The following is a 9136-nucleotide window of genomic DNA, read 5'->3' as shown; positions in this document are numbered from 1 at the left end:
ATTGGGGAATGGAAAACTTCTAAAAAAGAGATTGGAGAGTATTTGGAGTGAATTGATTGCACATTTGTTTGTTGGGAAGCATTTCTTTCATTGCTTGACAACCTCTTTTACCTCTGCTTTAATTATCGCGCTTGCATCTTGTAATTCCAATAGTGAATGAGGTGAAATCTCTGCTAAACACTTAATTTTCTTTCCATTGCTCAAAACACAAGCATAACCATTTCTTTGATAATTTTTAGGATTTTTGGAATCTAGCTGTATTTTCAAAGTTTCTAATTGTATAGATTTTTTGGCTAAGAGTTGTTTGATTGCTAGATGAATTTTGATATTTGGATTTTGCAATCTTAACGCACATAAGGAAATTTTATGTTGAATTTTTTGCTCTAAAAGTAAATGAAAATTATCAAGATTCTGCTTTGTCTGGTCTAATCTATGAAAAAATGAATTTTTATCAAACAAAAATGCACTATTTTGAAGACTATCAAATTTTCTTTGTATCACTCTTGAAAAACGCTCATTAAAGGTATTTTGCATTGCATCTAAATTCATCAACCATTCATTTTTATCAGGCAATAAAATTTCCATTGCAGCTGAAGGAGTTGGGGAGCGTAAATCTGCTACAAAATCACTTAGTGTAATATCTGGCTCGTGTCCAATCGCGGAAACAATGGGTGTTTTAGCATTAAAAATACTTTCAATTACCAAAGGTTCATTAAATGCCCACAAGTCTTCTAAACTCCCTCCACCACGAGCTAACACAATGCAATCTGCACTCAAACTATCAGCAATTTGGACATTTTTTGCAATACTTTCTTTTGCTCCATCTCCTTGCACGAGAGTATTCAGCAAAATAAATTCTACAAGATTCCATCTCTTCTCTGCTACTTTTAGCATATCATACAAAACAGCACCCGTATTTGAAGTAAGTAAGGCAACTTTTTTGGGAAACTTCGGTAATAGCTTTTTATTTTCAAAATAGCCTTTCTTTTGATAAAGCTCTTTAAGTTGTTCAAAAGCTAATGTCAATTCTCCGATTCCACTTGGTAATGCACTGATACAATTCAACTGATAATCACCACGTGGAGGATAGACGCTAATTGCGCCTTGCAACGTTAGATTCATACCATCTTGAATCTGGAATTTTAAATTCTTCGTATTTCCACGAAACATTACACATTTCAGACTAGAATCTCTATCCTTTAATGTAAAATACAAATGCCCACTTGAATGGTGTGTGAAGTTACTTACTTCTCCACTTACGCTTACCTGCAAAAAGGTGGCTTCAAGCAAACTCTTTATCTGTGCATTTAATTCACTAACACTTAAAATTTTCATTCCACAAGCATAATTGCGAGATTGGCACTGATTTGTTGACCTTCTTTTGCATAAATTTCTTTTATTTCTCCACCAATCGTTGCTAGGACTTGATTTTCCATTTTCATTGCTTCTACAATAGCTAAAACATCGCCCTCTTTAATTTTATCTCCAACTTTAACCTTGAGCTTTGTTAAATTACCCGGCATTGGTGAAATGATATGTCCAGGTAAATTTGCTTGCGGTAAAGAATCTATTTTTTTAATAGAATTTTTAGAATCTTTATCATTGGATTCTATAAGCACTTCTTTTAAATCTCCATCTACACGCACAAAAAATGGTCGCACACTTTCATCTTTTTCGCCACTTCCTTCAATTTTAATATTATAAGTTTCGCCGTGCAAATTAATTGTAAATTCTTTTGGCATTGGTGCATTAGCCCCTTCAAAAGTTGTAAGAGCTTCAGGAACTAAACGATTTTCATTACGCTCACACAAAAATTGTTTGGCAATTCCACCAAAAATGGCATAAGAAATAATATCTGTTTCACTTCTAGCAAAATCTTGGGATTCTTCACGTGCTTTTTGTAATTCTAATCCTATCTTATCTGCTGGACGCTCAACAATAATCTCTTCACCTTCTGATTTAATACGTTCAATTAATTCTTTAGCAATAGGTGCAGGAGTTTTGCCATAATAACCTTTAATGATATTTTTAGACTCTGTTGTAAGTGTTTTATAACGCGTTTGTGCCAAGACATTCAATACTGCTTGCGTTCCAACAATCTGACTAGAAGGTGTAACAAGGGGTGGATAACCGAAATCCTTGCGCACATTTGGAATCTCCTCTAATACCTCGTCCATCTTATCTAGTGCATTTTGTTCCTTTAGCTGGTTTGCCATATTAGAAATCATACCACCAGGAATTTGATTCACCAACACGCGCGTATCAATTTGATTATACTCTGATTCAAATTTTTTATATTTTCTACGATTACGTTTTAAAATTTCTGCAGCTTTTTCCATAATTTCCAAATTCAATTTTGAATCCCATTGCGAGCCTTGTAAGGCTGCAACAATTGCCTGCGTACAAGGGTGGCTTGTCCCTTCTGCTAATGCAGAATTTGAGCAATCCAATATATCCACTCCTGCTTCAACTGCTTTTAAATGAGAACCAAATGCAAATCCAGCCGTAGAATGCGTATGTAAAGCCAAAGGCAGACCAATCTCATTTTTTAATGCTTTCACAAGCTCAAAAGCAGCATTAGGCGTAATTAATCCTGCCATATCTTTAATAGCTAGAGAATCACATCCTCGCCTAGCAAGCTCTTTACCATATTCTACAAAACTCTGAATTGTATGGACGGGTGAAGTTGTATAGCAAATCGCACCTTGTGCGTGTTTGCCTCGCTTTCTAACTTCCTCAATAGAAACTTCTAAATTACGAATATCATTGAGTGCATCAAAGATTCTGAAAATATCTACACCATTTTGCGCAGAAAGCCTTATGAATTCACGCACAACATCATCTGCATAATGACGATAACCAATGAGATTCTGTCCGCGCAAAAGCATTTGTATTGGAGTTTTTTTGAAAATTTCTTTAAAAATTACCAATCGCTCAAAAGGATCTTCTTTTAAATACCTCAAACAAGTATCATAAGTCGCTCCGCCCCATACCTCTACACTATGGAAACCAACTTGCTCAAAAAGTTGTGCCGCCTCTACCATATCTTCTGTTCGCATACGCGTTGCAAGCAAGGATTGATGCCCATCCCTTAAGCTATTTTCGGTGATTTTTATCATTATAAAACTCCAACATTTAAGTTTTAGGTTTATATTATAACAACAAATTGTAATGTTTTTAATTGCATTATGTAAATTTTATACAATTTTATACAAAAGTGGTCCTTTTGGTATCATACAATGCTTAATTTATAATGAAACAAATTATCTTTCAAAAGTTTTAACTTGAGCTTTAGAATATACAATCATTAATTTTTCATTTTGCTTTGTGCTATTTAAATGAATCGCATTACAATTTTCATCTTTTTTATTTTGACTGATTTGCTTATTGCTTTCTAACTCCACAACTTCAAAAAAACTACAATAACTAAGTCCATCATCAAGAAACTCCATTGGATTACTCCTTTTTTAAATTTACAAAAAGTAAAGCAAATTTCATTCCTTTTAATTTGATAAAATTGATTATCTTCATATTGTAAGAAAGCAGTCTTTATTGAATCAATTTAATATTTTAGAATATATTAGATAATGTGTAATGCCATAATTACTGAACAGAATCTAGCAAACCTATTCCAAAATATCTTGAGTCTTTGTAGCATTATCCTCTGCTAAACCAGTAAGAATTGGTGAATTCTCAATATCCACCATCCAATAGAATCTTCTAACCTCATCAGAAGCAGGTTTAATGGTAGCAACTTGATAACCTTGTCGCAACTCAACCTCTTCCACAACACCCACTAAAATGCCCGGATAAAAAATATTATCATTACCACTTGTTCTAACAATTTCGCCTACTTCTACCTTTGGATATAAAGGAATATAATCCACAATAAAACCTTTATTGCTATCATATTTTGCAATTCCATACAATTTTTTATTTTCTATCATAACACTATAACTACATTTTATATCACCATTCAGAAGTCCCTCTAAACGATGATTTTGTAAAATTGCAATTCCTGCTACTTTATTGTCATCAATAAGTCCAAAAATAGTACCATTTTGATATATTTTATCACTCTTATAGTCTAGCCAAATTTTTTTATAATTATTCATACGAACAAATGAAATTGTCCGCACGAATAAAATTCCAGGCATACTTAAATCTAAGGGCGAATTAATAGAAGCCAATAAATCATTGTATTCAACCTTTAATGCTTCAAGTAGATATTCTATTTGCTGTTTATCCCTCAAAGAATTTGAAAGTTGTTTTATTTGTTCTACTTGATTAAAATGACGTTGTATTGTTTTAGCCACATTATTATTTAAATTAAAGATGCCACTCTTAATTTCATCACTCAAAAATAATATCTTATTCTGTATTGTAGAAGAAACTTTCATTGAAACAAACAATACGCTAAATAAAAAAATAATCCAAAGAAAAACTTTTTTCATCTTCTTTTATTAGTTACTCTGCATCAGAATTAAATTATTCATAAGACAGCTGTTGTAAAACATCAATCTCCTCTAAAGCCTTGCCTGTGCCTTTCGCAACACATAATAATGGTTCCTCACCAACATATACAGGAAGTTTCACAACATCTGAAAGATATTTATCAAGCCCACGTATCAATGCTCCACCACCTGTTAATACGATTCCATTTTCAACAATATCCCCAGCCAAATCTGGTGGCATTTGCTCTAATACATCTTTTAGAGCATTTGAAATCTCCTTTAATGGCTCTTTCATTGCTTCACGAATATCTTCACTTGTTAGTTCAATTGTATTTAATAACCCACTAACTTGGTCTCGCCCTTTAACCTGCATAACAAGTGGCTCATCAAGACTAACAGCTGAACCAATTTGGATTTTAATTTCTTCTCCTGTTCGATCACCAATTAACAAACTATATTTGCGGCGTACATAATCTACGACTGCCAAATCAAGTTTATCACCAGCCGTGCGCAAAGATTTTGAAATCACAAGCCCTCCTAAAGAAATTACACCAATTTCTGTTGTTCCTCCGCCAATATCTACAACTAAACTTCCTTTAGGTTCTTTAACAGGCAAACCTGCACCAATTGCTGCAGCCATTGGTTCTTCAATCAAAAATACTTCTCGCGCCCCAGCACTAATAGCAGATTCTCTAACTGCTTTACGCTCAACGCCCGTCAATCCATAAGGCACACAAACGATAATTCTAGGACGCATCAGCGCCTTTCTTCTATGAGCTTTTTCAATAAAATGACGAATCATTTTCTCCGTCATATCAAAATCTGCAATAACACCATCTTTCATTGGACGAACAGCCAAAATACTCCCGGGTGTTTTACCAACCATCTCCTTTGCTTCGTGTCCTACTGCTAAAATTTTATTTTTACTATAACGATCATTTTGCACAGCAACCACAGAGGGTTCATTAATAATAACTCCCTGCCCCTTCACTAAAACAATTGTATTTGCCGTTCCAAGATCAATTGAAATATCGTGTGAAAACCATCCAATAACTCTATCTAATACCATATTTTCTCTCTTTATAGTGGATTTAAGCGCTTTTTTTGCTTATTTTTTTCTGTTTGACCAACATAGGCTTTGCTTGTTTTAAGACTGCTTCTTTTGTAATAATTACTTCATAGCCTTTTAATTCTGGTAATTCATACATAATATCCAACATAATTTCTTCCATAATTGAACGCAATCCTCTTGCACCTGTTTTTCGTGCAATAGCAAGATTTGCAATCTCTTCTAATGCTTCGTTTTTAAAAGTTAGAACAACACCATCAAAGGCAAAAAGCTTTTTATATTGTTTTGTTAAAGCATTTTTTGGTTTTTGGAGAATCTCAATCATCGCTTCTTTGGTAATTTCTTCTAAAGTTGCGAACATATGCAAACGTCCGATTAACTCTGGAATCAGCCCAAAACTAACTAAATCATCTGGCTCCACTTGCCCCAAAATATTTTCTTGTGCAATTTTTCCATTAATCTTATGATGGAATCCTAAACTATTTCCACCGATTCTACGCTCAATAATGTCCTTTAATCCATCAAATGCCCCTCCACAGATAAATAAAATATCTTTGGTATCAATTTGAATAAAATCTTGATTTGGGTGTTTTCTGCCACCTTTGGGGGGGACATTCACTACACTTCCTTCTATAATTTTCAATAACGCTTGTTGAACACCCTCTCCTGATACATCACGTGTAATAGAACGATTCTCTGAAAGTCTTGAAATTTTATCAATTTCATCAATGAATACGATTCCTCTTTGTGCTTTTTGTGCATCACCATTAGCCTCTTGAAGCAAACGGGTTAAAATATTTTCTACATCTTCCCCTACATAGCCTGCTTCTGTTAGACTTGTTGCATCACAAATTGCAATAGGAATGTTGAGGAATTTTGCTAAAGTTTGTGCCATTAGTGTTTTCCCACTTCCTGTTGGACCAATAAGTAAAATATTGGATTTCGCAATTTCTGTTTCTTCTTCATTTTCTTGTTCTTTAACTTGCAAGACACGTTTATAGTGGTTATAAACTGCTACACTAAAAACTTTTTTTGCTTTTTCTTGACCAATTACGTATTCATCTAAAACGGCTTTTAGTTCTTTGGGCGGGACGATATTTAGCTGTTCGCTCTCAAGAGATTCTACATCTTCTTCAAAATGCTGTTCTCCTCCCACAAGCAAACTATACGAAGCTATGATACAATTTTTGCAAATACAAACATTATTCCCAGCAATCAATGGATTTTTATAAGATTCTTTAGTTTTACAAAAATCACAAACTTTTTCACTCATTACCTTTCCTTGTAAAGGGGATTCCCCTTGTAGATTGAATAATAAATTCGCACATTTTTTGGACATTAGAGTCTTTTATACTTTCTTCAAGAATCTCTTTAGCAATCTCTTTAATTGGTATTTTACCAAAAAACAAACGCTTATAAGCGGTATGAATTTTATCCACTTCGTGATGTTCAAAATTTTTACGCAATCGATGCAAATTTAACCCCCTAATAACCGCACGATTCCCTTCTGCCATACAAAAAGGAGGGATATCTTGTGATAATGCACTTGCACCAGCAATCATCGCATAATCTCCTATTTTTACAAATTGATGAATAGGCGTTAAACCACCTATATTAATATGGCTGCCTAATACAACGTGTCCCCCAAGTGTCGCGCCATTTGCTAAAATACAAGAATCCCCGATAATGCAATCATGCGCAATATGCACATACGCCATCAATAAATTATGATTACCAATAATAGTTTTACTGCCACCACCTTCGGTTCCGGGATTTATCATTGTAAATTCGCGTATTTTGTTATAATTGCCAAAGATTAATTCATTGGGTTCATCGTGATATTTTAAATCCTGTGGCTTTGTACCTAAAGTTGCATTAGGGAAAATTTCATTGCCAACCCCTAGAGTTGTATTTCCAAGAATCGTTACATAATTATAAAGCTTACAATTTTCACCAATTTTCACATTTTTACCAATGACACAATAATGTCCAATCTCTACATTTTCGCCAATGACTGCACCCTCTTCAATAACAGCAGTTTGTGCAATTTTTGCTGACTTTGCCACACTCACTTTTGCACCTTTTTTTCTGCATTATCTACTACCATTGCTTTAAGTTCTGCTTCGGCGACTAACTTTCCTTCCACATACGCATAACCTTGTAAAACCCAAATTCCACCTTTATGCTTTAAAACTTCTAACTTATATACAAGTTTATCACCTGGGATAACAGGATTCCTAAACTTTGCCTTATCAATACTCATAAAATACACAATTTTATCCCCTGTATTTTGTGCTTTATCTCCAAACATACTCAAAAATGCTAATACACCACCTGCTTGAGCCATACCTTCAATAATATAAACTCCGGGATAAATGGGTTGTATGGGGAAATGCCCATTAAATATTTCTTCATTAATTGTAATATTTTTATAAGCCTCAATTTTCTCATTAGGTGACATAGAGACGATTCTATCAACAAGTAATAAAGGATAACGATGCGGTAGAATCTCACGAATTTTTTGCACATCATAAACCATATAGAAATCCTTAAAAACTAAAAATTAAATTTTAACATAAAAATAAAATAAACCAAACTTATTTTCATTTATAATGCCATTTTACCCGGATTTAAAATATTATTTGGGTCAAAAGCTTTTTTAATAACACGAAACAAACCCATTTCCTCTTGAGTAAAAGCAAGATGCATAAAAGGTGCTTTTGAGATTCCAATTCCGTGTTCTCCACTAAGTGTGCCACCAAGCTCCACAGCAATTTTAAAAATCTCTTCAATGGCTTGATGTCCTTTTTCTAATTCTTCTTGTTTGCTACCATCTACCATAACATTTGTATGCACATTTCCATCACCTGTATGCCCAAAACACGGAATCACAACATCATATTTTTTTGAAACTTCTGCAATTCTTTCTAAAAGCTGAGGTAGTTTGGAACGCGGAACGGTAATATCTTCATTTAACTTTTTGCTTCCATAAATTGTTATGCTTGGACTTGCATTTTTACGGGCAAACCACAAATCTGCTGCTTCTTGCTCATTATTTGCTTTAATAAATTTACTTGCACCATTTTCAAGGAATTTTTCCTCTATTTTGTTGATTTGATACACAATTTCCTCTGGAAGATTTCCATCTACTTCGGTAATTAGAATCGCTCCTGCTTCTTTTGGCAAGCCCTTGTGGAATTTTTCCTCCACTGCTCTAATGCTAAGATTATCTAAAAATTCCATTGCCACAGGCGAAATTCCACTTGACATTGTTTTATACACTGCATTCATTGCCGTTTGAATGCTTGGAAAGATACCCATTGCACTTTGTTTATATTTTGGTTTGCTCAATAATTTAAGAGTAATTTCTGTAATGACTGCCAATGTCCCTTCACTAGCAATAAGAATCCCTGCTATATTATAGCCCGCCACATCTTTAATGGTTTTTTTGCCTGCTCGGATAATATCTCCATTGGGCAACACTGCACGCAATGCCATCACGAAATCTTTTGTAATTCCATATTTTGCTGCACGCATTCCCCCTGCATTCTCGCTTACATTGCCCCCAAGCGTAGAATAATGCTCGCTTGCAGGGTCTGGGGGATAAAACAAC

The 9136-nt window shown here is 34.3% G+C and carries 9 protein-coding genes; all 9 read right to left on the bottom strand.

Annotated elements, in window-relative coordinates; translation table 11 throughout:
• Window positions 1-87: 87 nt before the first annotated feature.
• Window positions 88-1335, bottom strand: coding sequence for an exodeoxyribonuclease VII large subunit (gene xseA, locus Q0Y61_RS09205; RefSeq protein ID WP_297814330.1), 1248 nt, complete (start codon window positions 1333-1335; stop codon window positions 88-90).
• Entirely contained in the window at window positions 1332-3119 is a 1788-nt protein-coding gene (locus Q0Y61_RS09200; RefSeq protein ID WP_297814328.1) for a pyruvate/oxaloacetate carboxyltransferase, read from the bottom strand. The genes xseA and Q0Y61_RS09200 overlap by 4 nt, the downstream gene beginning before the upstream one ends.
• 144 nt (window positions 3120-3263) lie before the next feature.
• Window positions 3264-3452: a hypothetical protein gene (locus Q0Y61_RS09195; protein ID WP_297814326.1), complete on the bottom strand. Its 189-nt coding sequence runs from the start codon at window positions 3450-3452 to the stop codon at window positions 3264-3266.
• Between the two features lie 174 nt (window positions 3453-3626).
• Complete coding sequence (gene mreC, locus Q0Y61_RS09190; protein WP_297814325.1) at window positions 3627-4454, bottom strand: rod shape-determining protein MreC; 828 nt, start codon at window positions 4452-4454, stop codon at window positions 3627-3629.
• A gap of 34 nt (window positions 4455-4488) precedes the next feature.
• Entirely contained in the window at window positions 4489-5523 is a 1035-nt protein-coding gene (locus tag Q0Y61_RS09185) for a rod shape-determining protein (protein WP_297814323.1), read from the bottom strand.
• Between the two features lie 22 nt (window positions 5524-5545).
• The gene (gene clpX, locus Q0Y61_RS09180) at window positions 5546-6796 is read right to left on the bottom strand and encodes an ATP-dependent protease ATP-binding subunit ClpX (RefSeq protein WP_297814321.1); all 1251 of its coding nucleotides are present in this window, start codon (window positions 6794-6796) and stop codon (window positions 5546-5548) included.
• The gene (gene lpxA / locus Q0Y61_RS09175; RefSeq protein ID WP_297814319.1) at window positions 6789-7595 is read right to left on the bottom strand and encodes an acyl-ACP--UDP-N-acetylglucosamine O-acyltransferase; all 807 of its coding nucleotides are present in this window, start codon (window positions 7593-7595) and stop codon (window positions 6789-6791) included. Before lpxA ends, clpX begins: the two co-directional genes overlap by 8 nt.
• Window positions 7592-8062, bottom strand: a complete 471-nt coding sequence (fabZ, locus tag Q0Y61_RS09170) for a 3-hydroxyacyl-ACP dehydratase FabZ (RefSeq protein WP_297814317.1) — start codon at window positions 8060-8062, stop codon at window positions 7592-7594. The genes lpxA and fabZ overlap by 4 nt, the downstream gene beginning before the upstream one ends.
• Before the next feature lie 68 nt (window positions 8063-8130).
• The coding region (locus Q0Y61_RS09165; protein ID WP_297814315.1) for an FAD-linked oxidase C-terminal domain-containing protein at window positions 8131-9136 on the bottom strand (1006 nt) is incomplete at its 5' end.

Source organism: uncultured Helicobacter sp., from assembly GCF_947367035.1.
Lineage (GTDB): Bacteria > Campylobacterota > Campylobacteria > Campylobacterales > Helicobacteraceae > Helicobacter_D.
This window is presented reverse-complemented; position numbering and strand designations above follow the sequence as displayed.